Below are 26,396 nucleotides of genomic sequence, written 5' to 3'. Positions count from 1 at the left end.
CTGGCGACAATTGGCCGGTGGTCAACCCTTGCGACCAGGCATCATCACGACGGGCTCGGCTGCTGTCCGCGGCTCGAGGACTGCAGCGACTCGGGCGCCGTCGTTGTCCATATGGTTCTGGCGATGGCGATCGAGCGGATTCACATGTCCGAGGTACTCGGCGCGCTGTCGGTGGTAGCCGACGTGGGTGTGGGTGCACCGGAGGAGACGGGTATCCGGGCGGCCGTGCTGGCGGGCCGGATCGGTCGCCGCCTGGGGTTGCCCGATCACGAGTGCGCCGACCTCTTCTACGCCAGCCTGCTGCGGTTCATCGGCTGTTCCGTCGCCGTCCACGAAACGGTCGACGTGAGTCTCGGCGACGTTCACGGGTATCAGCGGGCGCTGTCGCTCGCCGATCTCGGCGACCGGGACGACATTCTGGCCCATCTCGATGCCGACATGGCGCTCGATCAACCCGACGAAGCCCGCCGGGCGTCGCTGTCAGCCATCGGCGACATGCTCGCCCAGCCGGAAATGATGGGGGCCGTCGGCAAGAGTCATTGCGACCTTGCCGCCCGGCTCGCGCAGGACGTCGGCATGTCCGACGGCGTCATCGCCGCGCTTGCTCAGGTGTACGAGAGATACGACGACCAGGGACTCCCGCTCGGCATCGGCGGGGAGGACCTCACCCTCGCAGCCAGGGTGCTGCACCTCACGACCGCGTTCGAGTTCCACCGCCGGGTCGCAGGCCTCGATTCCGCATTCGGCCAGGTGCTCGCCCGGTGCGGACGTCAATTCGATCCCGAGCTGTGCGATGTCGTGATGTCCGACCCCGAAGAATTGGTCGCCGGCATGGACTGCACCACCCTCGTCGACATCTTCGTCGACGAGGCCCCGGGCGGCCTGACCATCGACGCCGGGCTCGTTGTCGACGTCGCCCGGGCCTGTGCGCACAACGTCGATCATCGATCGACGTACACCCTCGGCCACAGCGAGGGCGTCGCGAACCTCGCCGCCAGTGCCGCCGCAGTCGCCGGGCTCACGGCCGATGACCAGCAACGCCTTCGCGTCGCGGGCTACCTCCACGACGTCGGCAAGGTCGGAATCTCGAGCGCCATCTGGGACAAGCCCGGTCCGCTGACCCGGGCAGAGCGATCGCGGGTGGAGACCCACACCTACCTCACGGACTCGATTCTGCGCCGCTCGCCCGCGCTCGCCCCGTACGCGGCGCTCGCGAGCTCGGCCCACGAACGATCGGGTGGCACTGGCTACCATCGCGGTCTGGATGCTCCTGACATTCGTGGCCAGCTGCTCGCGGCCAGCGACGCGTATCACGCGATGCGCGAGGTGCGCCCATGGCGACGGGCTCTGGACGAGGCAACCGCGATCGCCGAACTCCAGCGCGACGCGCAGGAGGGCCGTCTCGACGGACGGGCCGTGAGCGCCGTGATCGAAGCGGCGACCGGTCGCGTCGCTCGGGCGGAGCTGCCCCACGACCTCTCCGCCCGTGAAGCGGAGGTGCTCTGCTGCCTGGCGCGAGGGTGCTCCAACAAGGAGATCGCGGCCGAGCTGTTCATCTCGGTCAAGACCGTCGAAAGCCACGTGGGCCGGATCTACGACAAGCTCGGCGATCGATCCAGGGCCGCCGCGACCTTCGCGGTTCGGCACGGGCTTTGTGCATGATCCCGGAATGGGGGATTTCCCTGATGTGGCGGGGACGAGGGAATTCATACGTTGGTAGCCGCCGCACACGAGTGCAGCCTGACCAACGAGGAATCCGACATGCATACCGTCACTGTCTCCAGCCACGTCCCCGCCAGCCCTGACACGGTCTGGTCGATGATCGGCGACCCAGCCAGCATCAGTAGCTGGCACCCGGCCATTGCGGAGAGCCCCGTCGACGGCGACATGCGCAAGTGCACCCTCGCGGACGGCGCGGAGATCCATGAGCGCATCGAGCAGGTCGACGAAGCCTCCCGGGCCTTCACGTACACGATCACCGAGAGCCCGCTGCCGCTCAGCGACTACCGGTCGACCATTCAGGTCGATGCCGAGGGCAGCGGTTCGGTCGTTGAGTGGACCGCCAGCTTCGAACCGGTCGGCGCCCCGATCGAGGACGTCGCCGAGTTGCTGAAGGGTGTGTACTCGGCCGGCCTGGGCGCCTTGCGTGCGGAGTTCGGTTGAGACGTCGAACCTCACGAGCAGCGAGGGTCCGCCGCGTCACGTGGCGGACCCTAGCGCGTCGTCGCCGAACCCCGAGCCGCGATCTCAATCTGACCGCGGGCGCGTCAGCGCACGACGGCCGGGAGGCTCTCCCACCCTCGCACGGTGGAGGTCGGAGAGAGGTGGGCATTGTCGAGGTCGATGTCCCATTCGGGCCACCGCTGCAAGACCTCGTCGAGGGCTATCTGGCCTTCGATCCGGGCCAGTGACGCGCCGAGGCAGAAGTGGGGTCCGTAGCCGAACGCGATGTGGGGGATCGACTCGCGGTGGATGTCGAAGCGTTCGCTGTCGACCCATCGCCGCTCGTCGCGGTTGGCGGCGCCGGGCAGCACAACAGCATGGCGCTGCCGGCCGGCACGGTTCGGCCCTGGAACTCGATGTCGTGGGCGACATAGCGGCCCGCATGTGGTGCGGGAGGCTCGAAGCGCAGGATCTCCTCGACGGTGGTCGGGATGAGCGAGCGGTCCCCGGCGATCTGGGCCCGCTGGTCGGGATGATCGGCGAGGACCTTGCCGATCCAGCTGATCAGCCGGGTGGTGGTCTCACTGCCGGCGCCGCGATGACGGTGATGTAGGTCAACAGCTCGTCACGGTGGAGACGACGAACAGTGCCGGTCTCGTCCTCGAACTCGACGGTGAGCATTTTGGTCATGATGTCGTCGGAGGGATGCTCGACGCGCCAGTCGAGGTACTCGGCGAAGCGCATGGGCATCTGATCGCCGAGGTCCTTGACGAAGTCGAACCGGTCACCGCCCACGAGCGGGTCGAGCGCGCGAGCGCAGTACTCGCGGATCTGCGGCTCGAGTGCCGCCACCTTCTTGGGAGTGAACATCCGCGACATCAGCTTGCGGTGGATCGTGTGCGCAGGGGGGTCCTCGAAGATGACCGTGCCCGCAGGCAGGTCGATGTCGGCCTTGATCAACTCGAGGATCGCGCCGCGGCCCGAGATCAGGTTGACGTTGTCCCGAAGGCCGCGTTCGACGTCCTCGAAGCGGCTGACGGCGAAGAAGTCGTACTCCTCGTCGTAGTAGAGCGGCGCCTCCGTCCGCAGCCGGCGGAACACCGGATACGGATCGGCGTTGATCTCCACGTCGTAGGGGTTGTAGGCGACGGCGGAATCGACAGCTTCGCTCACACAGGCTCCCAACAGTCATTGGCCGAGGCGATGATGGCAGAGATCGGCCGAGACGGCCGGTCTAGGATCACCGGATGGACGACCTGAATCGCGAGTCAGGCGACGTGACGGTCGTGCTCGTGCACGGCGCATGGCACGGTTCCTGGTGTTGGGAACACGTCACGCCACTTCTCGATGCCGGCGGCGTGGCACACGTCGAGGTCGATCTTCCGTTCACCGGCCATGAGCACGACGTCGCGGTGACCCGCAGCGTCCTCGACGGCGTTGCCGGACCGAAGGTGCTCGTCGGCCACAGCTACGGCGGGCTGGTCATCTCCGGCGCCGGAGAGGGCCGGTCTGATCTCGCCCATCTGGTCTACCTGTGTGCGTTCATGCCCGATCGGGGTGAGACGATCTTCGACTCGTTGAGTCGGGTGGAGGACCTTCCCCACGCCAAGGTGTTGGACGCCATCCGGACCCACGAGGACGGCACATCGAGCATCGATCCCGCTCACGGTGTGGCGGCGTTCTACGAACGGTGCCCCGCGGGGTTGGCGGACCGGGCGATCGAGAGGCTGCGCCCGATGCACGGGTCGAGCACCAGCGCAACGTGCCTCGGGGCGCCGTGGCGATCGGTTTCCTCGACGTACGTCCTCTGCGAGCAGGACCAGGCGATCCCGATCGAGGCTCAGCGTTCCATGGCGTCGAACGCGACTCGGACGGTCGTACTCGACACGGACCACTCACCGTTCGTCTCGAGGCCCGACGAGACCGCGCAGTTGCTGATCGACATCGCTCACGGCGGCTGACTTGGCGCATGCAGGAGCGAGTCGGGTCCGATCCCGACGCGACAACGGTCGCGTGAAGAACCGCTGGTCAGCAGCAGAGCCTGAAAGACGGAACGGAGGTCTCCTGATCGGCGGTTGCTCGGTGCGCCGTCTCTGAGAAGTTTCGGAACCTTTGGTGGTCGTTGGGCGTATGTCGGGGGAAGCGGGAGTGAGGAATCTGGATGCGTCAGCCGGGAGGGAGCGAATCGGGAACGATCGTTCCGGACTCGGCTGAGGATGTGTCGGTTTCGGTCGGTTCCGGGTTCGAACCGTTCTACGAGGCCAATCGTGACGCGATCGGCCGGGGTCTCGCGTTGATGTTGGACGACGCGGCGTTGGGGTTCGAGGCTGCCGATGAGGCAATGGCGAGGGCCTACGAGCGGTGGGACATGATCCGTGATGGCTCGAACCCTTCCGGTTGGGTGTACCGGACCGGGCTGAACTGGGCGAGGTCGTGGTTGCGGCGGCGGCGTCGCTCCAAGGACAAGGCGCCGTTGTTGGCCCGGGCCGATGCCGTCGATGAGCGACCGGTCGACACGGATCTCGCCGAAGCGCTGAAGACGCTGAGCGACGATCACCGGGCGGTCGTGGTTCTGCGCTACTTCAACGACTGGTCGGTCGAGCAAACGGCCGAAGCATTGGAGATCGCGCCGGGGACAGTGAAGAGCCGACTCAGCCGCGCGCTCGACGAGCTCAATCGCCAGCTCGAAGGACGGCCGGAAGGGGGGTCGGCCAGATGACGAACCTCGATCAACGCCTCCGCGATCACTTCGAGCTCACGGCCACCGGCCTCACGGGTCCCCCGCTCGATCGAACGGCACCCGCGCGGCGCGCCCGTCGTCGCCGACAGAACCGTCTCGCGGCGTCCGGGCTCGGCGCAGCTGTGGCGATCGTGGGTTTGGGCGTCGCGATCGGGCTGATCGCCGGCGATGAAGACGGAAGCACGCGCACGATCGATGGCCCCGACGCGACCGTCACCGTCACCACCACCACCACCGTCTCGACTTCAACGTCGACGACCGTGCCGGATTCGTCGCCGACGACCGTCCCGCTCGTCGAACCGGCGGTTGTCGATGGTGCCGCTGCGCTGGGCCTGGTCCAGGAGCCATTCTCGCTGACGAGCGTCGAGAGTCGCCCGGACCTCGTTGAATCGCTGACCGCCGCCCTCGCGCCGGAGGTAGGCACGGTTGCGAGCTTCGTTGCCGTCGGCGATTCGCTGTGGGTTCAGCCGACGTCGCTCGAGGGTGTCGGACCGCGCGTCCTGCGGCTCGATGCCGCCACGCAAGAGGCCGTCGCGACGATCGAGCTACCCTACGTACCGGGAGGCACGATCCCCACGCCGGGAGGCGGCGAGCTGAACATGTCCGATTCTCCGTGGTCGGAGGTGATCGACGCCTTCGGGTCGGTTTGGGCATCGACGGGCGACGGGTTTCTCCACCGGATCGATCCCGCGACCGATGCGGTCGTGGCCTCCATCGACTTCCGTCCCGTGCTCAGTGCCGGACCGTGGGTCGGCGGCCTCCCTCGATTCCGGGTCACTGCCGGGCCGGACTCGTTCTGGATCTGGCCGGGCGAAGGAATGCCGTGGCGAGTGGACCCTGCGACGAACACGATCATCGCGGCCGGTGAGGTGCCGAGCCCCGCCTTGGCCGGCCAGGCGCCCGGTTGGGTGGCGGTCGGTGAGCGTCTCGATCGAGTCGACCCCGCGACCGGCCGGGTGGTCGTCAGCTTCGACCTCTCGGGCACCGAGGGGTCGGGGCTGAACATGTCCCGGGAGATCTACGACGTCGTGGTCACCGACGACGCTGTGTGGGTGGTCGCTCGAGCCTCGCTGACCCGCATCGACCCCGCGACGGATCGCGTCGTCGCAACGCTTCCGCTCCAGACCGCCGCCGGCGGAGGATCCGCCGTGCTTGTCGATGATTCATTGCTGGTCGCTCTCGACGCCACGATCTTCCGGGTCGACACCAACACCAACACGGTCGACGCCGGATACGGACTCGGTGTCTCGGGCGAGCTCGCCCTGGTGGGCGAAGACCTCTGGATCGGCCCCCGCGACGTCTCCGACCAGTTCAGCGGCGTTCGTGACGTCGCGAGGGTTCCCGTCGCCGCGGTGCTCGAGGACTGAGAACTTCTCTGCCGTCAACCAAGGAGTCGAAAGCATGAAGCACCGTACGGATCATCAACCGAGGTTGCTGCTTCGACGTGGACGGGAGGCGGCACGCAGCGGCCCGGCACTGCTCGTGCTCGCACTCCTCGTTCTGGCGTTGCTCGCGGTCGGCTGTGGAGACGACGCGCCATCAGCGGAGCCGACCGAAGCGCCGACGACGACGGAAGCCCCGAGGAAGACGCACGTCCCGACGACAACGGAAGCCCCGACGACGACGCAAGCTCCTGCGACGGCGGAGGGCGCGGACTTCATCGAGCTGCCGTTCTTCTCCGGGTTCGTCTGGGAGTCCTTCGGGGACACGGAGGCGGACTGTGACACCTCCGACCCGGATCGTGAGGTCTGTTCGTTCGAACAGACGGGAACCCTCTACGGCACGCATCTCGGGCAGGCTCTCGACGCGGAATCGGGGACTCGGACCACCTACCTCGATGAGTCCTGCACGGGCAGCGACGGCAGCATCGGCAATCCGGTCGTGTACGAGGCGTCGGGGAGCATGACCACGCTCTCCGGCGACGAGGCCTTCTTCCGCCTCCGCAATCCGCTGTGCTCCGTTGCGACGCCGCTCGTCGCCAACTGGGTGATCGACGGCGGAACGGGGCGGTTCGAGGACGCGTACGGCATCATGTCCGTCATGCCCTGGCCCGGCGACGAATTCACCTCGGTGAGCACAGGGACGCTTCGGGTCCGTGCCGATCTCTGGGAGGAGATCCTCCCGCCGCTGACCGCTCCGTGAGGTCGGGGGCCGAGCGCGAGGCGATGGCGGTGGCGCGCCCGAGCGGCGACCGGCGAGGGTCTCGGCTCCATCGGGGGTAGGGTGGGGGCTGCCCGGGTGGGATGTCCACCCGTGGGTTCGCAGACCGGCGTGGTTCTTCCAGTCAAGTGAGCCACCCCGAGTTGATCCCGACCTCGTCGAAAACGCCGAGGCGCCCGAACCCTGATTTCGTCCGCCATTGCTTCGCGGGCGAGGAGACCCCCATGACGAAGACCTTCGCCCGACTGGGCGTGCCCGAGCCGATCTGCGCCGCACTCGCGCGCAACGGCATCACCGAACCGTTCGAGATCCAGGCGGCAACGATCGAGGACACGCTCGCCGGCCGCGACGTCTGCGGCCGTGCCCCGACCGGGTCGGGCAAGACCCTGGCGTTCGGTGTGCCCCTCGTGGCTCTCGCTGAACGAGCAGAACCGCGTCGCCCGCGGAGTCTGGTGCTCGCCCCGACCCGCGAGCTCGCCGATCAGATCGCCTCCGAGCTGGAGGTGTTCGCCGGTCGCACCCGCGTCGCGGTGGTCTACGGCGGCGTCGGCTACGGCAAGCAACGCAGCGCGCTGCGCTCCGGCGTCGACATCCTCGTCGCCTGCCCCGGTCGTCTCGAGGACCTGATCCAACAGGGCGACGTGCGTCTCGACGCCGTCGAACGGGTCGTGCTCGACGAGGCCGATCGGATGGCCGACATGGGATTCATGCCGGCCGTGCGTCGGATCCTCGACCAGACCGCGTCGGACCGGCAGACACTGCTGTTCTCGGCGACGCTCGACGGCGACGTCGCCGAGCTGACCCGCCGGTACCAGGTCGACCCGATCCGCCACGAGGTCGGTGAGGAGACTCCCGACATCACCGCCGCGGACCACCATTTCTGGAAGGTCGAGCAGAGCGACCGTTCCCGGGTCACGGCCGACGCGATCAACGCGGCCTGGCCGGCGATCGTGTTCTGTCGCACCCGTCACGGCGCCGATCGGCTCAAGAAGCAGCTCGGACGCGCCGGCGTCGGCGCCGCCGCCATCCATGGCGGACGCAACCAGAGCCAGCGCAACCGCGCCCTCGCGGAGTTCGGCGAAGGTCGGACGCAGGCGCTGGTCGCCACCGATGTCGCGGCTCGTGGCATCCACATCGACGAGGTCGCATCGGTCATCCACTACGACCCGCCCGCCGACCACAAGGCCTACATCCACCGCTCCGGCCGAACCGCCCGCGGCGGCCGAGGCGGTGTGGTCGTGTCGCTGGTCCAGCCCGACCAGGCGAAGGACGTGCGCCGCATGCAGCGCGACGTCGGCCTCGACCACCAGATCATCGACCCCGACACCGAGCGGCTCACCGCCGCGCCGGAGCGGGGCAACATCTCCAGACGGGCCCGACACGATGTCGGGCTCGCAAACAAAGGAAGAAATATGCAAGGAACCGTCAAGTTCTTCAACAACGACAAGGGCTTCGGCTTCATCGAACGCGAGGGAGACGCCGACGTGTTCGTCCACTTCTCCAACATCGCCGGTGACGGCTTCAAGTCCCTCGAGGAAGGCCAGCGGGTCGAGTTCGAGGTCGGACCCGGCCGCAAGGGCGACGAAGCCCTGAACGTCCGCGCCATCTGAACAACGGCTGGACCCATCCGCAACCGGGCGCGTTCGCATGCGCCCCGTTGCGGAGGTCCCCACCGGCCTCGGCCGGAACCGGACGGTCGTCGCCTATCGTGCACGCGATGGCTGACGAAGAGACTGACGCGACCCCGCAGACCCTGGTCGGGATCGCGTTCCCCGACATCTACCGAGCGCAGGAGTTCATGACTGCCGCGCTCGGCCTCGCCGCGCGCGGTGACCTGGTGTTGGTGGACCGGGTGCTCATCACCAAGAACGAGGACGGCACGACGCGTGTCGTGGAAACCACCGACCCCCAGGGCGGTCGTACTGCGCTGTCCGGCGCGGTGTGGGCGGGCCTGATCGGTCTCCTCGTCGGCGGCCCGATCGGCTGGGTCACCGGGATCGCGGCCGGCGCCGGAGCCGGGGCGCTCGTCGCGAAGGTCGTCGATCTCGGCATCTCCGACGAGTGGGTGGCCTGGTTCAAGGAAACCGTGCTCCCCGGCTCCGCGATCGTCGCCCTGCTCGCGACCGACCTCGACGAGGAGGCGCTCGTCGGTGAGGCGCGGCGCTTCACCGGTTCGGATCTCGTCTACGCCAACCTGGACGACGGCACGGTCGATCGTCTGGCCGACGCCCTCGGCGACGCCGACGGCCCGACCGCCCGCGCCGCCGACGCAGAAGATCCCGCCGAGGGCTCCTGAGCTCATCGACAGTCGTCGAATCGGGGCGCGCCTTCTTCGAGCGGGACACGGGCCCCGTTCGCGGCGAAGCTGATGGCGTGGTACCAGCCCGCGAGCAGCAGGCAATCGAGGATCTGCTCGACGGTGAGCGACGCCGAGAGGTCCGCCCAGGTCGCATCGCTGATGCTCGCGAGATCGTGGAGTTCGTCGACGGCACGGAGGAGGACCGCCTCCTCGGGTTCCCAACACGCGTCGTCGGGTGAGCCATGGGTGATCGACCGCAGCTGCACCGGCGTCAGTCCGACCCGGTCGGCGAAAAAGGCGACATGCACGCCCCATTCGTATTCGCAGCCACATCGGGCGGTGACGCGGTCGATCACGAGCTCTCGCTGGCGCATCGTGAGCGAGAGGTGTCGGGACAACTCGTAGCTGCCCCAGCTACTCATGGCCTGGGTCATCGGCAGGTTGTGGGCGAACGTGCGGAACAGGGCGATGGGTGCCACACCGGGCGGCATCATCTGCTCGAGCTGTGCGCCGACCTCGGGATCGAAGGGCGGGGTGAGGGGGTCGACTCGCGGGGCTGTCATGTCGGGGTGTCTCCAGTTCGGCTATGTTTCGTTATTCGAAACTCCGTCGTCCGGACGATAGCGTTTCGAATAACGAAACGAAAGCGAGTTCCTGATGGGTGAGAGCAGCGTGCCGAGGCCGGGCGAGCCGGTCCGCGGCTCGTCTTCCGGCCGGCCGGTCATGGCGGCGATGGACCTGCTCGGCCGGCGATGGGCGCTGCGCGTCCTGTGGGAGCTGCGATCGGGCCCGCTGGGGGCGCGAGCGCTGAAGGAACGATGCGATGAGATGTCGTCGAGCGTCCTCTACGACCGGCTGCGAGAGCTCTCCGAGGCGGGACTGATCGAGAAGGACGATCGAGGGGACTACGCCCTGACGGGTGTGGGCGAGGGCCTCGGCGACGCACTCGCGCCACTCGATGAGTGGGCCCGCCGATGGGCTCGAGGCACGCCCGGGTGAGCGTGTCGACGCCCCGCCGCCGGGCTGTCGTCGTCGGTGGCGGTCCCGCCGGGCTGATTGCCGCGGAGGTGCTCGCCGGGGCGGGGCTGGCGGTCACCGTCTACGACCACAAACGGTCGGTCGGGCGGAAGTTCCTCCTCGCCGGACGGAGCGGACTGAACATCACCCACAGCGAGCCGATCGATTCCCTCCTCGATCGGTTCGGAGCTCGTAGGGGCCGGCTCGAGCCGTTGATCCGGGGCTTCACGCCCGATGATCTGCGCGCCTGGTGTGTCGGGCTGGGCGAGCCCACCTTCGTCGGTTCGAGCGGGCGGGTGTTTCCCGAGTCGTTCCGGGCGGCACCGCTGCTGCGCGCGTGGCTGGGGCGACTCGCCGAGTTTGGTGTGGAGATCCGAGGCGACCACCGATGGTCGGGGTGGGCCGACGACGGGGACGGGAATCCGTCGCCGACCACCGCCCGGTTCATCCGGGCTGATGGTTCCACCGTCGAGGTCGCCGCCGACGTGGTCGTGATCGCGCTCGGCGGCGCGAGCTGGCCGCGGGTGGGATCCGATGGTGGCTGGGTGGACGAGTTCGCGCGCCGCGGCGTGGATGTCGTGCCCCTGGCGGCGGCCAACTGTGGTGTCGATGTGCCGTGGACCGCCGAGTTCGCGGCGCGCTTCGCAGGCACGCCGGTGAAGAACGTGGCGGTCTCGACGGGCGCCGACTCCATCGGCGTCGACCCGGTACGCGGTGATCCGGTCGTCACCACCACGGGGCTGGAGGGCGGGCCGATCTATGCCCAGTCGACGGCCCTTCGTGCGGCGCTGGCCGGCGACGCTGCCGGAGCGACGCTCGTGATCGACCTCCAACCCGACCTCACCGTCGAGGCGCTGACCCGACGACTCGTCGAGCGGAAACGGGCCAAGGACTCCCGCTCGACATGGCTGCGTCGCGCCGGCTTCGCTCCGGTCGCGGTCGGACTCATGCGCGAAGCCACCGGCAACGAGTTGCCGACCGAACCGAATCGCGTGGCCAGGTTGGCGAAGCATGTTCTCTTGACCGTCTCGGCCCTCATGCCCATCGACCGGGCGATCTCCACGGCCGGAGGCGTGTCGTTCGACGAGATCGACGATCGCCTGATGCTCACCCGGCTTCCCGGCTGCTTCGTCGCCGGCGAGATGCTCGACTGGGAGGCCGTGACCGGCGGCTACCTGCTCCAGGGCTCCTTCAGCACCGGCGTCGCGGCGGCCCGGGGCGCGCTGGACTGGCTGGGAGTCGAGCCGAACCTCAATCAGCCGACGCCGAGGCGATGATGTCGATGGCGCGATCGACGATCGCCGTGGTCGTGCGCTGGCTCAGGAAGGCGAGGCGGACGTAGACCCGACCGTCGATCGTCGTGCTCGACACGTGCACCTCCCGGGACGTGACGAGCACATCGAGCAGCCGCCGGGTGGCGTCGTCGCCGGACGACGCTCGGAATGCGACCACGGAGAGCTCCGGGTCGTCGAGCACGTCGACCCCGGGGATCGACGCCAGGCGGATGGCGGCATGCTCGGCGAGATCGAGCATCCGATCGAGCTCGTCGCGGAAGCGTTGGATGCCGTGCAGGTTGAGCGCGAGCCAGACCTGGAGGCCACGGTTCGGTCGGGTGAGCTCCGGGCCCATCTCCATGTAGTGCGGCAGGTCGGTCGACGGGACGTCCTGCATGTAGGCCCCCCGTCCCTGGTGTGCCTCGACCACGGTGGCGCGCTCGCGCACCAGCAGACCCCCGACGCCGAACGGCAGGAAGAGCGACTTGTGGGCGTCGACGGTGATCGAATCGGCCCGTTCGATGCCGCGCATGCGGGTTCGGCCGCGCTCGGTCAACTGGAAGAAGCCGCCGTAGGCCGCGTCGGCGTGGAACCACGCGCCGGACTCCGCCGCGATGTCCGCGCACGCGTCGAGGGGGTCGATGGCGCCGGTGTCCGTCGTCCCTGCGTTCGCGACGATCAGCATCGGACGGAGTCCGTCGGCTCTGTCCTGGGCCACCTGCCGTGCGAGGGCGTCCATCTCGAGCCGGCGGTTCTCGTCGGACGCGATCAGGCGGATCCGGTCCGTGTTGATGCCGGCGATGCGGGCGGCCTTCTCGACCGAGTGGTGCGTGCGCGTCGAGCAGTAGACGACGCCGTCGCGGAAGTCGTCGCCGAGCCGGGAGCGGGCGGTCACGACCGCGACCTGGTTCGCGATCGAGCCACCGGACAGCAACACGCCACCGCCCGTCGTCGGAAGGCCGAAGAGCTCGACCATCCAGCGGACCACGGACTCCTCGATCGCGGTCATCCCCGGGCTGGCATGGGCACCGCCGGTGTACTGGTTCGTGACGGCACCGAGGAGGCCACCGAGGGCGGCGGTGTAGATGCCACCGCTCGGGATGTACGACAGCATCGCCCCGCCGGCGGTGTCGAACCCGGTGTCGGCCGCCCGCCCGATTGCGTCGAGCAGCTGGTCGAGCGGAACCCCGTCGTCGGTCGGCGCCTGCAGCAGCGAGTCGAGGAGCGCGCCGTCGGGCTCGGGCCACGACGCCGGTGCCCCGTCCCGTTCGTCGATCCACCGGTGGAGGAACTCGAGGACCCCGCGGCTGAGTTCGTCGCGATCGGCTGCGCTCGGCTCGAGAGGGAGGCCGCTCATTTCGGCGACTGTACCCCCTCCTCGGCGACGCCTGACTAGGGCGCGTCGTACGCCGGGTCGTGCTCGTCCATGATCGCATCGGCGAGGGCGAGGAGGTCGACGGTGTAGCCGGGGTCGTAGTCGTAGGTCGAGAGGTCGACGTCGTAGATGGCCCGGAGCCAGACGAGTCGACCCAGCTCCTCGAGGATGTCATCGGCGTGGCCGAAGGAATCGCGGAAGATGGCGTCGCCGGATCCGCTGACGAGACTGTCGACATCCGGCAGCTCCCCCGCGTCGTAGAGCTCGTAGAGCTCCACGGCCGCCTGACCGTAGGGAATGCCGTAGAAGTCGACGCCGGGGTTCTCGGCCCGGAGGTTGTCGATGATGTCGTGGTTGATCGCCACTTCGGCCGCGTGCCAGATGATGCCGAACTCGCTGGCGGTGAACGAGCCCGGGTTCGTCAGCCAGGGGAGCGCGACGAAGAATCGGGTGTCCGGGTTCTGGTCGAGGGCGTAGTCGACCCACAGGCGATAGCCGTCCAGCGACGGATAGCTCGGGTGATACGTCATCCCGAACAGCTCGACGTCGCCGGTGTCGAGGATCGCCTGGATCTCGTTGCGCTTCGTCGTGTTGTTCCAGAGCGCTTCGGGTGCGCCGCTCGAGCCGCCGGAGAAGACGACGTCCTGGGTGTGATCCGTGAAGCCGGCGTCCGGGGCGTGCGACGACATGCCGTAGGCGAAGGGGACGAAGAAGCTGTGTCCGATGAACAGGGAGTCGAATCCCGTGATGACATCCGGCCGGAAGATGGCGACCAGGGGCGGCACCGTCATCCCCTGCGCGGCGGTGATGATGTCCGCCTCCACATCGAAACTGCAGGTGTTGTCCGTCGCGTCCGGGCAGTAGTTGGCCCAGCGATGGAAGTGCCATCCGGACGCCGCCACGCCGGTGTAGGTCTCGTCGTAGGCGCCGACGATCGCGTTCTCCGTGCAGTTGGTCGAGCCGGCGGTGTGGTCGGCCAGCGTGCAGTCGCGGGTGCCGCTGGTCGAGATCACGTCGCCCTCGCCGACGATCTCGATCGGCTGATTGCACGCCGCTGCGAAGAGGACGACGGCGAGGAGGGTCACGCGGAGTCGGGAGCGTCGGATGTTCATGGGTGCGGCCTCCCGCGGGTCTCGTGCGCGGCGACGAGCCTCGCCGTCCGGCGGATCCGTCGTCAATTTCGCCGGTCGGGCACGGCGCCGTGATCTGTGCTCCGATGCGGCGCATGGAGAAGATCGTGACCGTGTTGTGGAAATCGGACGGACAGGGCAAACAGGAGCATGCCGACGCGTTGTTGGGCCGCTCCGCCCGGCTCATCGAACTCGGGGCGCGAAAGCTCACCATCTGTGTCGAGGACGATGATGTCGACGGTGATTCGTTGCGGATGAATCCGGCGCCGCCTCCGAAGTCGGCCATGGTGTCCTACTGGGTCGAGTGCAGCGAGGACCGCGGACCGATCGAGGCGGTCCTGAGCGGCGTGGCCGCGGACCTGGCGGCGTTCCTCGTGGTGGAATCTCGTCCGATCGTCAACACCGATCGGCTGGCACCGCTGGGGGAGCGGACGCCGGGAATGGTCCAGGTCACGGGCATCGTCCGCAAGGCCGGCCTCGACGCCGACGAGTTCCTCCGCATCTGGCACGAGGAGCAGCGCCCCTGCGCGATCGAGACGCAGTCGACGTTTCAGTACGTGCGCAACGAGATCGTGCGCCAACTGTCGGGCCCGCCCCAGCCGTGGGCCGCGATCGTCGAGGAGGCGTTCCCCATCGAGGCGATGAGTGACCCGTATGTGTTCTTCGACGCGGTGGGTGACGAGGAGCGGTTCCAGGCGAACATCGGCCGCATGGTCGACACCGTGGCCAGGATGCTGGAGATGGATCAGACCGATGTGACCATCACGAGCGAGTACGTGTTCGAGCGCTGAGTGCGCTCAGCGCCACCCGGCGGCGATGTGTTCGAGCCACCACTGGGGCGCCTGATCGAGCAGGTTGCCGAGGTGGGAGTAGTCGTGCCAGCGCACGATCAGGCCGTTGCGGACCTCCATGACGGACGTGAACGGGTGGTCGATCACCTCGCCGCTCTCGAACTGCCACTGCTCCATGTGTTCGGTGATCACCACGTCGCCCTCGGCGACCATGTGCTTCGGGTAGTGGTAGTAGCCCGACAGGGGTTCGATGCCGAGCCGAAGCCGCAGCACGATCTCCTCGGGTCCGGTGGCCCCGGTGGGGTCGAGGCCGACGTCGGTGTAGTGGCAGTCGGCGGCGTAGAAGGTCGCCATTGCGTCCCAGTCGCGACGGAAGTGGGCATCCCAGTATCGCTCGACGATCTGGCGGTTGCTTGCGCTCATGCGGCCGACCGTACCGGGTGCGCCGCCCCGGGCGGAATTCGAGTCGTCCGGGTCAGCTGCCGAATGCGGCGGCGATGCGGCGCTGCACGGAGGACGGCAGCGGCTTCACGCTGCCCACCATCATCTTGTTGAGTGCGCCGGGCACCACGAGGGCCTTGTTCTTCGCGGCGGCATCGAGCGCGATCTCCGCGACCTCGTCGGCGGTCTGCCACAGGAAGTCCGGGAGCTTCGACGCGTCGTAGTCGGCCCGGTCCTGGAACTCCGTGCGGGTGAACCCCGGCGCGATGCACGCGACGTGGACGCCGCTGCGCTTGAGCTCGGAGTGCAGCGACTGGCTGAACGAGGTGACGAACGCCTTCGTCGCGGCGTAGACCGCCGAGTTCGGCGTCGCCGAGTAGCCGGCCACCGATGACACGTTGAGGATCGCGCCGCGGCCTCTCGGGGCCATCGCCTGCGCGGCCGCGTGGCTGAGCTGGGTCAGGCAGCGGACGTTGACGTCGATCTGGCCGAGCTGTCCGTCGAGTTCCGATTCGGCGACGGGCCCCGTGGTGCCGAAGCCCGCGTTGTTCACCACCAGGTCGATCTCGGGATCCGTGTCGATCAGCTGCGCCACCTCCGCGACATCGCGGGGCTCACCGAGGTCGGCGACGTGGACCGTCGCGCGCTCGGTCCCGCCGAGTTCGCCGGCGAGCGAGTCGAGCCGGTCCTTGGTGCGAGCCACGAGCACGACGTGGGTGCCGTCGTCGGCGAGCCGGCGGGCGATTGCCTCACCGATCCCGCTCGATGCTCCGGTGACGATCGCCTTGGTCCAGGTCATGGGTGCCTCCGTGGGCGGGTGTCGCTCAGCCTAGCGATCAGGCAGACTGGCCACCGATCGAGGAGCGACATGACGGAAACGACCGAGACCGCCGGGGCGCCGGACACGGCCGACTTCAACCCGAACATCTACACACCCGAGATGGAGATGGCCGACCTCGGCCGAGACGTGCCCGCGGCCGCGGAGCTCGACATCGCGGACATCAACCCGGCGAACCCGCACCTCTACAAGGAGGACCGCTGGAGCGACCACTTCGCCCGTCTCCGGGCCGAGGATCCCGTTCACCTGAACGAGATCTCCACGGCCGGCCGCTACTGGTCGATCACCAAATACGACGACGTGCGCGCCGTCGACGGCGACTGGCAGACCTACTCGTCGGCGCGGGGAATCAACCTCGGCCTCAAGCCGAGCCCCGAAGTCGACGCGATGTTGCAGCGGGTGACCTCGTTCATCGCGATGGATCCGCCCACGCACACCGATCAGCGCAAGACGGTGCGCAGCGTGTCGGCGCCCAGCAACCTGAAGAACGTCGAGCCCGAGATCCGCGAGCGCACGATCAAGGTGCTCGACTCGCTGCCCGAGGGGGAGACCTTCGACTGGGTCGACACCGTGTCGATCGAGCTGACGACCCTCATGCTCGCGACGCTCTTCGACTTTCCGCTGGAGGATCGCCGCAAGCTCACCCGTTGGTCGGACATCGTCTTCGCCGTGCCCGAGCCCGGCGGCGTGGTCGAGACCCAGCAGCAGAAGATCACCGAGCTGATGGAATGTGTCGCCTACTTCGAAGGATTGTGGGCCGAGCGGCGCAAGAACCCCGGGTTCGACCTCGTGTCGATGCTCGCGAACGGCGAGGCCACCAAGGACATGCCCACGATGGCGCACCTCGGCAACCTCCTCCTGCTGATCGTCGGCGGCAACGACACCACCCGCAACACGATGTCGGGCAGCGTCTACGGCCTGAACCAGTACCCCGACCAGTACGACAAGCTGATCGCCGACCCGGGCCTCGTGCCCCGGATGGTGCCGGAGATCATCCGCTGGCAGACCCCGCTGCCCTACATGCGGCGCACGGCCACCCGCGACACCGAGCTGGGCGGCAAGCAGATCCTGGAGAACGACCAGGTCCTGATGTGGTACATCAGCGCCAATCGTGACGAGGACGTCTTCGACAACGCCGAGGCGATCGACCTCGAGCGGCCCAACGCCGACCGGCACCTGTCGTTCGGCTACGGCATCCACTTCTGCATGGGGAGCCGCCTCGCGGAGCTCCAACTCCGCATCCTCTGGGAGGAAGCGCTTCAGCGCTTCGAGCGGATCGAGGTGCAGGAGGAGCCGGAGCGCACGTTCTCCTCGTTCGTCCACGGCTACACCAAGCTGCCGGTCACGGTGAAGCGCCGCTGATCGTCATCGCCACGACGCCGACGGGGTTGGACGCTGCGACCGCGGCGGCCTCGTCGCTCGGCGTCGCCGTCGAGCGCGTGCTCGAACCGGATCCCGGTCGCTGCCTGCTGTTCGCCCGGCTCGACTCGGGCAGTGACGAGGCTGCGGCAGCCGCGTTGCGGGCCGAGGGACTGAGCGCCGTCGCTCGACCGGACGGGGGCGCGGCGCTGCGGGCATGGCACGCGGCAACCGAGCCCGTGACCATCGGTGATCGACTCGCGGTGCGCTTGGCCTGGACCGAGCACCCGACGCCCGACACGGCCGCCACGATCGAACTCGGACCGGGTGGCTTCGGCAGCGGCCATCATCCGACGACGAGGATGCTGCTCGAGCTGCTGGTGGACCGCATCGACGGCGGCGAGCGCGTCCTCGATGTCGGATGCGGGAGCGGGATCCTCGCCCTGGCGGCCGCCTGCCTCGGCGCCGATCGCGTCGTCGGTGTCGATCTGAAGCCCGAGGCCGTCGACGCGACGGCGCGCAACGCCGCGGCCAACGGACTCGCCGAGCGGGTCACCGCGATGGTCGACATGCCGGTGCCGTCCGCCGGGTTCGACGTCGTCCTCGCCAACATCGCCCGCGAGGGCATCGTGGCGCTCGCCGACCGACTCGTCGGCCACACCGCGGCCGGTGGGTGGCTCGCCGTCAGCGGGATCTCGCCGGCCCAGTGCGACCCGGTGGCCGACTTCCTGCGTCCGCTCCGCGAGGTCGATCGGCGCGAAAACGGTGACTGGGCCGCGCTCGTGCTGGCTTAGGCTCCGTCGATGGACGAGACGCCGACGGACCACTTCGGCGCGGACATCGCCGCCGGATACGACGCCGCGATCGCGCGTCGGTTCCACGAGGACGATCTGGGTCCGACCGTCGACTTCCTCGCCGACCTCGCCGCGGGCCGGCCGGCACTCGAGCTCGGCATCGGCACGGGACGCGTCGCGCTGCCGCTCGCCGGGCGCGGCGTCCGTGTCGCCGGCATCGACCTGTCGCCGGCCATGGTCGACAAGCTGCGGGAGAAGCCGGGCGGCGCCGAGATCGACGTCGAGATCGGTGACTTCGCCACGACCACCGTCGACGGTCCGTTCGGGTTGGTGTTCCTGGTGTTCAGCACGATCAGCAACCTGACGACGCAGGACGCTCAGGTCGCGTGCTTCCGCAATGCGGCCGCCCATCTCGAATCCGGCGGCCACTTCGTGATCGAGGTCGGCGTGCCCGACCTGCGCCGACTGCCGCCGGGGGAACGGGCGCGGTGTTCGACCACGGCGGCGGCCACACCGGGTTCGACGTCTATGTGGACATCCCCAACCAGATCCTCGAGTCCCACCACCATGTCGAGACCGACGACGGTGTCCTCGTCCAGCACGCGCCCTTCCGCTACGTCTTCCCGTCCGAACTCGACCTGATGGCGAGGTTGGCGGGTCTGGAGCTCGTGGACCGATGGGAGGGCTGGCGACGCGAGCCTTTCACCGAGGCGAGCGAGCGACACGTCTCGGTGTGGCGCAAGGTCTGAGACCCCCGACCGGATCTCACTTCGATCAGCGAGGCGCCCACCGCTACCGTTGACCGGATGCGTCGTCTGCTCGCCCTTCTCGCCGTCCTCACCCTGATCGCTGCCGCCTGCGGCGACGACGGCGGGGATGGCAACGACGCATCACCGGCCGACGACGGTGCCGCCGCCGACGACGGCACGGAAGCCGAACCGGAACCCGAACCCGAGCCGGACCCCGACCCCGACGCCGACCCCGAACCGGAACCCGAACCGGAGCCGGAACCGTCGGCGCGGGACTTCTCGGCGATCTCGCCGATCGTCGAGTCGTTCCTTGCCGAGAACGATCTGAACGGGGCCGGCCTCATCGTCGTCGAGCGTGACGAGGGCATCATCCACGAGGACTACTGGGGCGAGTTCAGCGAGGACCGCGTGTCGCTGATCATGTCGACGTCGAAGATGGTGAGCGCCGGCGTCCTCATGCACCTCGACGACGAGGGCGCCCTCGACGTGGACGCCCCGATCGCGGACCTGGCCCCGTGGGCCGCCGATCACCCCGACATCACGGCCGCCCAGCTCGTGTCGAACAGCTCGGGGCTCGTCGGACTCGCCGGTGCGTTGGACGGAGGTGCGGACTTCCTCTGTCAGTACAACTTCGCCACCACACTCCAGGCGTGCGCGGAGACGCTGCTGACCACCACCATCGACGATGAGGACACCGTCCCGCCCGACACGGAGTTCCGCTACGGCGGCGGACAATGGCAGGTGGCCGGCGCGGTCGCCGAGCTCGCGTCCGGCAAGTCGTGGAACGAGCTGGTCGACGAGATCTATGTCGAGCCCTGTGGCCTCGAGAACTTCGGCTACACGAGCCCGTGGGTGCCCCTGGGGGCGTCGTTCGAGTACCCCGACTGGGACGGCGACCTCTCGCTGCTCCCGCCGACGGACAATCCGAACATGGAGGGCGGCGTCTACACGACCGCCCGCGACTACGCCGAGCTGCTGTTGATGCACCTGCGCGACGGCATGTGCGGCGACACCCAGGTGCTCTCGCCGGACGCGCTCGCGCAGATGCACGAGAACCGCACCGGACGCGTCTACGACTCGCCCGTCGGCTACGGGATGGGTTGGTGGACCGACGCGGCGGCGGGCCGGATCACCGACCCGGGCGCGTACGGCGCCGTGAGCTGGCTACAGCTCGACGACGGGTTCGGCGCCTACATGGTGATCGAGGACTCCTCGGTGGTCGGCAACCAGCTGGCCGGGCTGCTCTACGGCCCGGTCGAGGAGGCCGTGCTCGGTTGACCTTCCGGACGACCGTCAGGCGGGAGCGAGTCCGTCCTCGTGGATGTCGGCCGTCGTCATCAATCCGGCCCGGTTGTCGAACTCGGGCGCCAGTGGCCGTCCCTCGTGGAGCACCAACCACAGTCGCATGAGGTGCCGCTTTCGATCCTCGTCGTCGTGGTCCTCGAACGCGGTGCGGGAATGGGCGACGACATAGTTGTTGACGAGCACGATGTCGCCTTCCGTCAGGCGGAAGCGGACGTGGATCTCGGGGTCGGACGCGAGTTGATCGACGAGGCTCAGCAGTTCGTCCTGTCGCGGTGTGAGCTCGGGACAGTCCTCGAATCGGTGGGCGGCGCTACGGGCGTAGCCCGAGTTGTGACGCAGCGACAGGCGGCCGTCGCGGCCGACCGAGGCCAGGACGCGGGTGTAGAACGGCCCGCCGTCCGGGTGCTCGTCGTCACGGCAGTCGAAGCGGAAGGGCTCATAGAAGGTGTCGATCAGGTCCGGTCGCCGATGGAGGACCTCGTTGTAGATCGTCTGCAGTGGCGCGAGTGCGCTGTCGCCGCCTTCCTTCGCCGTCCGGTAGCAGAGCAGGGCGAGGAGGTCGGTCGATGTGTCGGTGTGGAACGGCAGCGCGATGCGGACCTGGTAGCCCCGAGCGCTCGGGTCGGTGAAGATGTCCTTTCCGGTGTCGCGGACATGGCCGAGGAGATGACCGCGGTCGTTCTGCTTCACCGGCACGCCCAGCTGACGTCCGAGCGCGTAGTAGACGAGACCGGCCTCGCGTGGGGTCCAGCCTTCGAGGTCGAGTCCGCGGATGACGACGAACCCCACGCCGTTCTCCAAGCGATCGAGCCACACGGCGATGGCATCCGCGAACTCGGGCGTGGGAGTGGACTCCGGTGCGATCGCGCCCAGGCTGTCGACCGTCGGGCCGAGCATGGTGCGCAGCCGGTCGATCCCGGCGAGTTCGGCGTCGGTCAGTTCGTAGACGTAGTCGTCGCGCGACAGCTCGGCGCCGCGCCAAGCGGCCGGGCCGGTCAACGGCTCGCGGACGATGATGGTCTCGCTCGTCATCGGCTCCTGTCTACTCCCTCTACGCTTGTCCCATGACTTCACCGATCCGGCAGACCTTTCCGCTGGGTCCCCAGTGGCCGACGATCGATCCGTTCCTGTTCGTCGCCCATCATCACGACATGTATCCTCGGGGCGACGGCTCGCTCGGCCCGGAGGCCTCGCTGGCCGGTCGTTCGATCGGTCACGACTTCTCCGGCACGGACGGATGGAGCATGTACCACGGGTCCGACGTGCCGGGCTTCCCGCAACATCCTCACCGTGGCTTCGAGACGATCACCTACGTGCGTCAGGGCTACGTCGACCATGCGGACTCGCTCGGGGCGACCGCCCGCTTCGGTGAGGGCGACACCCAGTGGATGACCGCGGGCGCCGGCGTGCAACACGCCGAGATGTTCCCCCTCGTGCGCACCGACGAGCCCAACCCACTCGAGCTCTTCCAGATCTGGCTGAACCTCCCCGCGGCCGACAAGATGGTCGATCCGTATTTCACGATGCTGTGGAGCGATCGCACGCCCCGGGTGATCGAGAAGGACGTTGCCAGGAGGCGCACGGAGATCACGGTGATCGCCGGCCGCCGGTCGGACGCCGAGCCGCCGGCCCCGCCTCCCGACTCGTGGGCGGCGAAGGCCGAAGCGGACGTGGCGATCTGGCACCTCCACATGGAGCCGGATGCCCGGTGGACGCTGCCGGCGGCACCGGGCTCGCGCACCCAACGGGTGCTCTACGCGTTCGAGGGATCGACGGTCACGATCGCCGGCACGCGGCTCGACGCCGGCACGGGCGCTCACGTCGACGCGTCCGTCGAACTCGAGATCGTCGCCGGTGAGGGCGGGATCGACATGATGTTGTTGCAGGGGCGGCCACTCGACGAGCCCGTGGCCCGCTACGGGCCGTTCGTGATGACCACGGACGACGAGATCCAGGACGCCTACCGCGACTACCAGGCAACCCAGTTCGGCGGCTGGCCCTGGCCGTCGCCGGCGCCGAACCATGGTGCCGATGCCGGGCGCTTCGCGATCCACGCCGACGGTCGTCGCGAGGACATCGACGCCACGGACGGGTGACGAGCCTCTCCCACCTCCTCGAGGAGGTGCGGGCGTGTCGCGTCTGCGAGGCATCGCTCGAAGCGGGCCCCCGCCCGATCGTGCAGGTGGGGTCGCACGCGTCGGTCGTGATCATCGGACAGGCGCCGGGCCGCCGCGTCCACGAGTCGGGGGTGCCGTGGGACGACCCCAGCGGCGTCCGGCTGCGGGGCTGGCTCGGGCTGAGCGAGGACGAGTTCTACGATCCGGACCGCGTGGCGCTGATCCCGATGGGGTTCTGCTACCCGGGAAAGGGCCGGTCCGGCGACCTGCCACCCCGCCCGGAATGTGCGCCGCTGTGGCACGAGCGACTGCTGGCCCATCTCCCCGAGGACCGACTGCAGGTGATCATCGGGCAGTACGCCCAGGCCCGCTACCTGCCGGATCGATCGGCGTCGTTGACCGAGACCGTGCGCCGGTGGGAGGCGTTCCTGCCGGACCGGGTGGTGATGCCCCATCCATCGCCGCGCAACGTGCGCTGGCTGGGGGCGAATCCGTGGTTCGAGGCGGAGACGGTGCCCGCGATCCGCGCCCGCGTGAAAGAAGTGCTTGCACCTCACGCGACGTGAGGCCCTACCGTCGCTCCCATGAGCCCCACCGCCGAGCCGATGCACAAGATCGGCGAACTGGCCGACACCTCCGGCGTCACCGCCTCCATGGGGCCCGTCGATCAGCCGTACGGGTACCGCGAGTACGGTGCCCATGACGGTGAGGGGCACCTGTGGTCGTTCATGAAACCGCTCAACAGCTGAGCGCAGGCCTCCTGCTGCACCGCGCCGGCCCGGCAGGGCCGGAAGTCCTCATCGGGCACATGGGCGGGCCGTTCTGGGCGAAGAAGGACGAACACGGCTGGTCGATCCCGAAGGGGTTGCGAGAGCCGGGCGACCACGATCTCCTCGCCGTCGCCGAACGCGAGTTCACCGAGGAGATGGGCTCGCCGCCGCCCGCCGGGGAGACGCTCGACCTCGGCGCCGCGAAGGCAGGACGCAAGACCAACCACATCTTCGCTCGGGCCGGCGACTTCGACGCCTCGTCGATCTCGAGCAACACCTTCGAGATGGAGTGGCCCCGTGGGACGGGCCGAATAGTCACCGTGGCCGAGATCGACCGGGCCGAATGGTTCGATCTCGACACCGCTGCGGTCAAGCTGGTGAAGGGACAGCTCGTCTTCCTCGACCGGCTCCGCGAGGCGCTCGCGTGATCGAGCCGCTCGCGTGATCGAACGGCGCGCCGGTCGGGCCCTCGTGCTCGCACCGACGGGGCGGATCCTGCTCATCCGCGGCACCGACCCGGCCGACACCGAACGGGGCGGGTTCTGGTTCACACCCGGTGGTGGCCTCGACCCCGGCGAGTCGCTCGACGCCGGCACCAAGCGGGAGCTCGCCGAGGAGCTCGGCATCGACGTGGCGCATCTGGGCCCGGTCGTCATGGAGCGGGTCAACGAGTTCCCGCTGGCCGGGGAGCGGTACCGCCAGACCGAGACCGTCTTCCTGGTGGAGGTCGACGCCGAGTTCGAGCCGGCGCCTCGGTTGCTGGAGGAGCTGGAGCTGTCCGTGATCGACGAGATGCGCTGGCTCGGCGTCGACGAGCTCCGGGCCCTCGACGAACCCGTCTACCCGACCACGCTGGCGGATCTGCTCGCCGCGATCCTCGCCGACGGCCCGCCCGGCGAGCCGTGGCGGGAGGATCTCACCGCCGAGCGGTGATCACGACCAGGCCGGTCGGTTCCTGCGACTCGGCCTGCGGCAGTTCGGTGACCACCCGGCGCCGCCCGACGACCTGGGCGAGGAGACGGGTGCCGTCCGGCGTCTCGGCGATGCCCTTCGCTCGCAAGACGTCATCGGGAAGTGCGGCGATCATCGCCTCGTAGTCCGCCCGCTCGATCGGCCGCGGCACCGGACGGACGTCGACGTCGTGGGCGTCGAACAGGGCCGGCATCGGTGTGTCGGCGACGCCACCGGGGCGTCGCGTCCCGAGGTCGAGAAACGACGCCGTCGCGATCGCGTCCTCGGCCGCGAGGACCGGCACACCCGGATGATCGGCCGCCAAGCGGGCACGCGTCTGCGCCGCTTGGTCGGCATCGGCGAGATCGAGCTTGCTCAGCACGAAGAGGTCGGCGGCGGCGGCCTGGGTGGCGACCGGGGGTCCGGTGGCCGGGTCGTCGAGCCGGTCGAGGAACTGTTCGGCGTCGACGAGGACGGCGATCCCGTCGAGCCGGAACCCGTCGCTGTCCGCCCATGGCGCGACACGGGCGGGGTCGGCCACGCCGCTGAGCTCGAGGATGATGTGGTCGGGCGGCTCGGGCCGCGCCCGGAGCCCGTCGAAGGCGGCAGCCAGGCCACCGGCGAGGCTGCAACAGACGCAGCCGTCGGTGAGTTCGATCGTGTCGCCGTTGCGCCGGCGCACGAGTGAGGCGTCGACGTTGACCGCGCCGACGTCGTTGACGAGCACCGCGATCGGTCGATCGGTGTGGGCGAGCACCGCGTTGACGACCGTCGTCTTCCCGGCCCCGAGATAGCCGCCGAGCAGCGTGACGGGCACCCGGCGACCGTCCCAGGGCGCGATCACCTCCGGTGTGTCATCTGTCTCAGTCGCTCGGATCCTGTTCACCGCGATGGACGCTAGCGCTACGGTCGCGCCATGACGGCCGTCTTCTTCAACCCGCTCCAGGACGGATACACGGACGATCCGTGGTCCCACTTCGCCGAGATGCGCGAGGCCGATCCGGTCCACGCGCTGCTCACCGGCGGGTATGCGCTGTTCCGCTACGACGATGTCTTCGCGATCCTGCGTGATCCGGAGATGAGCGTCGACGACCGCAACGCGAACATCGACGACATGGAGAGGGCGGCGCTGGTCGACCAGTACTCGGACTTCGACGAGTTCGAATCGATCCTCGGCATGGACCCGCCGGACCACACGCGGCTGCGACGTCTCGTGAGCAAGGCGTTCACGCCCCGCACCATCGAGGCACTCCGCCCCCGCATCGAGCAGATGGTCGACGCCATGCTCGACACGATGGAGGAGGCCGGTACGGCCGATGTCGTCGGCGAGCTCGCGTTCCCGCTCCCGTTCGACGTGATCTCCGAGATGCTCGGCCTTCCCGATGCCGACAAGGTGCAGATCCGGGACTGGTCCGGCGCGATCGTCAAGACCCTCGATCCGATCATCACGGAGGACGAGATGCGCGAGGCGGTCGAGGCCAACCGCAACCTCGAGGGCTATCTCGACACAGTGATCGAATGGAAACGGGCGAACCCGGCCGACGACATCCTGACCGCGATGATCGAGGTCGAGGAGGCCGGCGACCGCATGACCCCGAAGGAGCTGCGGGATCAGGTGAACCTGCTGTTCGTGGCCGGCCACGAGACCACCGTCAACCTGATCGGCACGGGTATCAAGGAGCTGCTCGCCCATCCGGAGCAGGCCGACCGCTGGCGCAAGGACCCATCACTCGACGCGAACGCGGTCGACGAGATGCTGCGCTGGGTGTCCCCGGTGCAGTTCTCCCGGCGGATCACGCTGCACGACACCGAGATCGACGGCGTGACGATCCCGGCGAAGTCGTTCGTGCAGACGTCGCTCGGCTCGGCCAACCACGACCCCGCGAAGTTCGGCCCCACGGCCGAGCAGCTGGACATCACCCGGCCCGACGCCGGCCAACACGTGTCGTTCGGCAGCGGCATCCACTACTGCCTGGGCGCGTCGCTCGCGAAGCTGGAGGGGCAGGTGGCGATCGGTCGCTTCCTGCGTCGCTTCCCGAACGCCGAGCCCAGTGGCGACCCCGTGTGGAACGGTCGGATCAATCTGCGGGGTCTCGACGAGTTCACCGTCCGCGTACAGTGAT

The 26,396-nt window shown here is 68.7% G+C and carries 30 protein-coding genes and 1 pseudogene; 22 read left to right on the top strand and 9 right to left on the bottom strand.

The window, feature by feature from the left end; all coding sequences use genetic code 11:
* The first annotated feature begins 123 nt into the window (after positions 1 to 123).
* Positions 124 to 1,662 carry a LuxR C-terminal-related transcriptional regulator gene (locus R8F63_08400; protein MDW3218623.1) on the top strand — a complete coding sequence of 513 codons (1,539 nt, stop codon included), beginning with the start codon at positions 124 to 126 and terminating at the stop codon, positions 1,660 to 1,662.
* Positions 1,663 to 1,761: 99 nt separating this feature from the next.
* Positions 1,762 to 2,163: an SRPBCC family protein gene (locus tag R8F63_08395; protein ID MDW3218622.1), complete on the top strand. Its 402-nt coding sequence runs from the start codon at positions 1,762 to 1,764 to the stop codon at positions 2,161 to 2,163.
* A 104-nt stretch (positions 2,164 to 2,267) separates the two neighbouring features.
* Here R8F63_08395 and R8F63_08390 read toward each other — a convergent pair whose 3' ends face one another.
* Entirely contained in the window at positions 2,268 to 2,534 is a 267-nt protein-coding gene (locus R8F63_08390) for a cytochrome P450 (protein MDW3218621.1), read from the bottom strand.
* Between the two features lie 193 nt (positions 2,535 to 2,727).
* Positions 2,728 to 3,336 carry a hypothetical protein gene (locus tag R8F63_08385; GenBank protein ID MDW3218620.1) on the bottom strand — a complete coding sequence of 203 codons (609 nt, stop codon included), beginning with the start codon at positions 3,334 to 3,336 and terminating at the stop codon, positions 2,728 to 2,730.
* Positions 3,337 to 3,410: 74 nt separating this feature from the next.
* Here R8F63_08385 and R8F63_08380 point away from each other — a divergent pair, with 74 nt between their 5' ends.
* The 7 genes and pseudogenes from R8F63_08380 (at position 3,411) to R8F63_08350 (ending at position 9,359) form a co-directional block, all read left to right on the top strand.
* Positions 3,411 to 4,124 (top strand): alpha/beta hydrolase, encoded by a 714-nt coding sequence (locus R8F63_08380; protein MDW3218619.1) that lies wholly within the window; start codon positions 3,411 to 3,413, stop codon positions 4,122 to 4,124.
* Between the two features lie 200 nt (positions 4,125 to 4,324).
* Positions 4,325 to 4,882, top strand: coding sequence for a sigma-70 family RNA polymerase sigma factor (locus R8F63_08375; protein MDW3218618.1), 558 nt, complete (start codon positions 4,325 to 4,327; stop codon positions 4,880 to 4,882).
* Entirely contained in the window at positions 4,879 to 6,270 is a 1,392-nt protein-coding gene (locus R8F63_08370; protein MDW3218617.1) for a hypothetical protein, read from the top strand. The genes R8F63_08375 and R8F63_08370 overlap by 4 nt, the downstream gene beginning before the upstream one ends.
* Before the next feature lie 64 nt (positions 6,271 to 6,334).
* The gene (locus tag R8F63_08365) at positions 6,335 to 7,045 is read left to right on the top strand and encodes a hypothetical protein (protein MDW3218616.1); all 711 of its coding nucleotides are present in this window, start codon (positions 6,335 to 6,337) and stop codon (positions 7,043 to 7,045) included.
* A 101-nt stretch (positions 7,046 to 7,146) separates the two neighbouring features.
* Positions 7,147 to 8,274: pseudogene (locus tag R8F63_08360) on the top strand (DEAD/DEAH box helicase).
* A gap of 201 nt (positions 8,275 to 8,475) precedes the next feature.
* Positions 8,476 to 8,673 (top strand): cold-shock protein, encoded by a 198-nt coding sequence (locus tag R8F63_08355; protein ID MDW3218615.1) that lies wholly within the window; start codon positions 8,476 to 8,478, stop codon positions 8,671 to 8,673.
* A gap of 107 nt (positions 8,674 to 8,780) precedes the next feature.
* Positions 8,781 to 9,359, top strand: a complete 579-nt coding sequence (locus R8F63_08350) for a DUF1269 domain-containing protein (protein MDW3218614.1) — start codon at positions 8,781 to 8,783, stop codon at positions 9,357 to 9,359.
* Between the two features lie 2 nt (positions 9,360 to 9,361).
* Here the strand turns inward: R8F63_08350 and R8F63_08345 are convergent, their stop codons facing one another.
* Positions 9,362 to 9,925, bottom strand: a complete 564-nt coding sequence (locus tag R8F63_08345; GenBank protein MDW3218613.1) for a carboxymuconolactone decarboxylase family protein — start codon at positions 9,923 to 9,925, stop codon at positions 9,362 to 9,364.
* Between the two features lie 94 nt (positions 9,926 to 10,019).
* Here R8F63_08345 and R8F63_08340 point away from each other — a divergent pair, with 94 nt between their 5' ends.
* Together R8F63_08340 and R8F63_08335 are read left to right on the top strand one after the other, a co-directional pair.
* Positions 10,020 to 10,361 carry a helix-turn-helix domain-containing protein gene (locus R8F63_08340; GenBank protein MDW3218612.1) on the top strand — a complete coding sequence of 114 codons (342 nt, stop codon included), beginning with the start codon at positions 10,020 to 10,022 and terminating at the stop codon, positions 10,359 to 10,361.
* Complete coding sequence (locus R8F63_08335; GenBank protein MDW3218611.1) at positions 10,358 to 11,656, top strand: TIGR03862 family flavoprotein; 1,299 nt, start codon at positions 10,358 to 10,360, stop codon at positions 11,654 to 11,656. Before R8F63_08340 ends, R8F63_08335 begins: the two co-directional genes overlap by 4 nt.
* Here R8F63_08335 and R8F63_08330 read toward each other — a convergent pair.
* Both R8F63_08330 and R8F63_08325 read right to left on the bottom strand, forming a co-directional pair.
* Positions 11,631 to 13,010, bottom strand: a complete 1,380-nt coding sequence (locus tag R8F63_08330; protein ID MDW3218610.1) for an aminotransferase class V-fold PLP-dependent enzyme — start codon at positions 13,008 to 13,010, stop codon at positions 11,631 to 11,633. The genes R8F63_08335 and R8F63_08330 overlap by 26 nt on opposite strands.
* Positions 13,011 to 13,045: 35 nt before the next feature.
* Positions 13,046 to 14,140, bottom strand: a complete 1,095-nt coding sequence (locus tag R8F63_08325; protein ID MDW3218609.1) for a hypothetical protein — start codon at positions 14,138 to 14,140, stop codon at positions 13,046 to 13,048.
* A gap of 113 nt (positions 14,141 to 14,253) precedes the next feature.
* Here R8F63_08325 and R8F63_08320 point away from each other — a divergent pair, with 113 nt between their 5' ends.
* Positions 14,254 to 14,949, top strand: a complete 696-nt coding sequence (locus tag R8F63_08320; protein MDW3218608.1) for an EthD domain-containing protein — start codon at positions 14,254 to 14,256, stop codon at positions 14,947 to 14,949.
* 6 nt (positions 14,950 to 14,955) lie between these two features.
* On the opposite strand, the gene R8F63_08315 is transcribed toward R8F63_08320, so the two are convergent.
* Together R8F63_08315 and R8F63_08310 are read right to left on the bottom strand one after the other, a co-directional pair.
* Positions 14,956 to 15,372 carry a nuclear transport factor 2 family protein gene (locus tag R8F63_08315; GenBank protein ID MDW3218607.1) on the bottom strand — a complete coding sequence of 139 codons (417 nt, stop codon included), beginning with the start codon at positions 15,370 to 15,372 and terminating at the stop codon, positions 14,956 to 14,958.
* Positions 15,373 to 15,424: 52 nt separating this feature from the next.
* On the bottom strand, positions 15,425 to 16,189 hold the full coding sequence (locus R8F63_08310) for an SDR family oxidoreductase (GenBank protein MDW3218606.1): 765 nt from the start codon (positions 16,187 to 16,189) through the stop codon (positions 15,425 to 15,427).
* Between the two features lie 69 nt (positions 16,190 to 16,258).
* On the opposite strand from R8F63_08310, the gene R8F63_08305 reads away from it, so the two are divergent.
* The 4 genes from R8F63_08305 to R8F63_08290 all read left to right on the top strand — a co-directional run bounded on the left by R8F63_08305 (position 16,259) and on the right by R8F63_08290 (position 20,408).
* Entirely contained in the window at positions 16,259 to 17,590 is a 1,332-nt protein-coding gene (locus R8F63_08305; protein MDW3218605.1) for a cytochrome P450, read from the top strand.
* A 26-nt stretch (positions 17,591 to 17,616) separates the two neighbouring features.
* On the top strand, positions 17,617 to 18,381 hold the full coding sequence (locus tag R8F63_08300; protein MDW3218604.1) for a 50S ribosomal protein L11 methyltransferase: 765 nt from the start codon (positions 17,617 to 17,619) through the stop codon (positions 18,379 to 18,381).
* A 9-nt stretch (positions 18,382 to 18,390) separates the two neighbouring features.
* Positions 18,391 to 19,023, top strand: coding sequence for a class I SAM-dependent methyltransferase (locus R8F63_08295; protein MDW3218603.1), 633 nt, complete (start codon positions 18,391 to 18,393; stop codon positions 19,021 to 19,023).
* A gap of 164 nt (positions 19,024 to 19,187) precedes the next feature.
* Positions 19,188 to 20,408, top strand: coding sequence for a serine hydrolase (locus R8F63_08290; GenBank protein ID MDW3218602.1), 1,221 nt, complete (start codon positions 19,188 to 19,190; stop codon positions 20,406 to 20,408).
* 15 nt (positions 20,409 to 20,423) lie between these two features.
* Here R8F63_08290 and R8F63_08285 read toward each other — a convergent pair whose 3' ends face one another.
* The gene (locus R8F63_08285; GenBank protein MDW3218601.1) at positions 20,424 to 21,467 is read right to left on the bottom strand and encodes a TauD/TfdA family dioxygenase; all 1,044 of its coding nucleotides are present in this window, start codon (positions 21,465 to 21,467) and stop codon (positions 20,424 to 20,426) included.
* A 32-nt stretch (positions 21,468 to 21,499) separates the two neighbouring features.
* Here R8F63_08285 and R8F63_08280 point away from each other — a divergent pair, with 32 nt between their 5' ends.
* From R8F63_08280 to R8F63_08260, 5 genes are read left to right on the top strand one after another with little or no spacing between them, the layout of a single operon-like run.
* Positions 21,500 to 22,531 carry a pirin family protein gene (locus R8F63_08280; GenBank protein MDW3218600.1) on the top strand — a complete coding sequence of 344 codons (1,032 nt, stop codon included), beginning with the start codon at positions 21,500 to 21,502 and terminating at the stop codon, positions 22,529 to 22,531.
* Positions 22,528 to 23,118 carry a uracil-DNA glycosylase family protein gene (locus R8F63_08275; GenBank protein MDW3218599.1) on the top strand — a complete coding sequence of 197 codons (591 nt, stop codon included), beginning with the start codon at positions 22,528 to 22,530 and terminating at the stop codon, positions 23,116 to 23,118. Before R8F63_08280 ends, R8F63_08275 begins: the two co-directional genes overlap by 4 nt.
* Positions 23,119 to 23,136: 18 nt before the next feature.
* Positions 23,137 to 23,301 (top strand): hypothetical protein, encoded by a 165-nt coding sequence (locus R8F63_08270; protein MDW3218598.1) that lies wholly within the window; start codon positions 23,137 to 23,139, stop codon positions 23,299 to 23,301.
* Entirely contained in the window at positions 23,271 to 23,750 is a 480-nt protein-coding gene (locus tag R8F63_08265) for an NUDIX domain-containing protein (protein ID MDW3218597.1), read from the top strand. The genes R8F63_08270 and R8F63_08265 overlap by 31 nt, the downstream gene beginning before the upstream one ends.
* A 13-nt stretch (positions 23,751 to 23,763) precedes the next feature.
* The gene (locus R8F63_08260; GenBank protein MDW3218596.1) at positions 23,764 to 24,255 is read left to right on the top strand and encodes an NUDIX domain-containing protein; all 492 of its coding nucleotides are present in this window, start codon (positions 23,764 to 23,766) and stop codon (positions 24,253 to 24,255) included.
* Here the strand turns inward: R8F63_08260 and R8F63_08255 are convergent.
* The gene (locus R8F63_08255) at positions 24,239 to 25,159 is read right to left on the bottom strand and encodes a CobW family GTP-binding protein (protein MDW3218595.1); all 921 of its coding nucleotides are present in this window, start codon (positions 25,157 to 25,159) and stop codon (positions 24,239 to 24,241) included. The two genes, R8F63_08260 and R8F63_08255, sit on opposite strands and share 17 nt — an antisense overlap.
* 30 nt (positions 25,160 to 25,189) lie before the next feature.
* Between R8F63_08255 and R8F63_08250 the strand changes: the two genes are divergently transcribed.
* Positions 25,190 to 26,395: a cytochrome P450 gene (locus R8F63_08250; protein MDW3218594.1), complete on the top strand. Its 1,206-nt coding sequence runs from the start codon at positions 25,190 to 25,192 to the stop codon at positions 26,393 to 26,395.
* Position 26,396 lies beyond the last annotated feature (1 nt).

The organism is Acidimicrobiales bacterium (assembly GCA_033344915.1).
Classification (GTDB): domain Bacteria; phylum Actinomycetota; class Acidimicrobiia; order Acidimicrobiales; family Aldehydirespiratoraceae; genus JAJRXC01.
The sequence above is the reverse complement of the archived record's forward strand: the minus strand, read 5'-3'. Positions and strand labels throughout refer to the sequence as shown.

Coding starts and splice junctions, on each gene's coding strand:
- R8F63_08400 (MDW3218623.1), top strand. CDS start 124: ATGGCGATCGAGCGGATTCACATGTCCGAGGTACTCGGCGCGCTGTCG.
- R8F63_08395 (MDW3218622.1), top strand. CDS start 1,762: ATGCATACCGTCACTGTCTCCAGCCACGTCCCCGCCAGCCCTGACACG.
- R8F63_08380 (MDW3218619.1), top strand. CDS start 3,411: ATGGACGACCTGAATCGCGAGTCAGGCGACGTGACGGTCGTGCTCGTG.
- R8F63_08375 (MDW3218618.1), top strand. CDS start 4,325: ATGCGTCAGCCGGGAGGGAGCGAATCGGGAACGATCGTTCCGGACTCG.
- R8F63_08370 (MDW3218617.1), top strand. CDS start 4,879: ATGACGAACCTCGATCAACGCCTCCGCGATCACTTCGAGCTCACGGCC.
- R8F63_08355 (MDW3218615.1), top strand. CDS start 8,476: ATGCAAGGAACCGTCAAGTTCTTCAACAACGACAAGGGCTTCGGCTTC.
- R8F63_08350 (MDW3218614.1), top strand. CDS start 8,781: ATGGCTGACGAAGAGACTGACGCGACCCCGCAGACCCTGGTCGGGATC.
- R8F63_08345 (MDW3218613.1), bottom strand. CDS start 9,925: ATGACAGCCCCGCGAGTCGACCCCCTCACCCCGCCCTTCGATCCCGAG.
- R8F63_08340 (MDW3218612.1), top strand. CDS start 10,020: ATGGGTGAGAGCAGCGTGCCGAGGCCGGGCGAGCCGGTCCGCGGCTCG.
- R8F63_08330 (MDW3218610.1), bottom strand. CDS start 13,010: ATGAGCGGCCTCCCTCTCGAGCCGAGCGCAGCCGATCGCGACGAACTC.
- R8F63_08325 (MDW3218609.1), bottom strand. CDS start 14,140: ATGAACATCCGACGCTCCCGACTCCGCGTGACCCTCCTCGCCGTCGTC.
- R8F63_08320 (MDW3218608.1), top strand. CDS start 14,254: ATGGAGAAGATCGTGACCGTGTTGTGGAAATCGGACGGACAGGGCAAA.
- R8F63_08315 (MDW3218607.1), bottom strand. CDS start 15,372: ATGAGCGCAAGCAACCGCCAGATCGTCGAGCGATACTGGGATGCCCAC.
- R8F63_08310 (MDW3218606.1), bottom strand. CDS start 16,189: ATGACCTGGACCAAGGCGATCGTCACCGGAGCATCGAGCGGGATCGGT.
- R8F63_08305 (MDW3218605.1), top strand. CDS start 16,259: ATGACGGAAACGACCGAGACCGCCGGGGCGCCGGACACGGCCGACTTC.
- R8F63_08295 (MDW3218603.1), top strand. CDS start 18,391: ATGGACGAGACGCCGACGGACCACTTCGGCGCGGACATCGCCGCCGGA.
- R8F63_08290 (MDW3218602.1), top strand. CDS start 19,188: ATGCGTCGTCTGCTCGCCCTTCTCGCCGTCCTCACCCTGATCGCTGCC.
- R8F63_08285 (MDW3218601.1), bottom strand. CDS start 21,467: ATGACGAGCGAGACCATCATCGTCCGCGAGCCGTTGACCGGCCCGGCC.
- R8F63_08280 (MDW3218600.1), top strand. CDS start 21,500: ATGACTTCACCGATCCGGCAGACCTTTCCGCTGGGTCCCCAGTGGCCG.
- R8F63_08270 (MDW3218598.1), top strand. CDS start 23,137: ATGAGCCCCACCGCCGAGCCGATGCACAAGATCGGCGAACTGGCCGAC.
- R8F63_08250 (MDW3218594.1), top strand. CDS start 25,190: ATGACGGCCGTCTTCTTCAACCCGCTCCAGGACGGATACACGGACGAT.